Origin of the sequence: Nocardia cyriacigeorgica, assembly GCF_010858045.1 — a bacterium.
GTDB classification, from domain to species: Bacteria; Actinomycetota; Actinomycetes; order Mycobacteriales; family Mycobacteriaceae; genus Nocardia; species Nocardia cyriacigeorgica_E.
In genome coordinates this window covers 1-289 of the sequence record NZ_JAAGVC010000330.1, presented here as the reverse complement: position 1 = coordinate 289, position 289 = coordinate 1, and the positions used below count along the sequence as shown (strand labels likewise).

Sequence of the window (289 nt, the reverse complement as noted above, 5' to 3'; positions counted from 1 at the left end):
TTGCAGGACTTGACGTTCGAGATCAACAAGCTGCGGCAGTCGACCGGCGACACCCTGTTCTCCTTCGGCGTCGGCCTGGTGATCTATTTCGTCCTCGCCTACGTCCTGACTCTGGTGATGAACCTGGTGGAAACCCGCGCCAAGAGCAAGCTCGGCCGCGGCCCGACATTGAAGGAAATGTTGCGGCTCGCGCCGGATGAGCCGGTCGAGGCGGTGGCACGATGACCGTCGAATGGAGTTGGGAACGCGCCTGGGAAGCTCTGCCCGTGCTGTGGGACGGGTTCAAGAT

At 61.9% G+C, this 289-nt stretch carries 1 pseudogene; it reads left to right on the top strand.

Annotated elements, in window-relative coordinates:
- Positions 1-225: pseudogene (locus tag GV790_RS29910) on the top strand (ectoine/hydroxyectoine ABC transporter permease subunit EhuC); the annotation flags it as partial.
- Between the last annotated feature and the right edge of the window lie 64 nt (positions 226-289).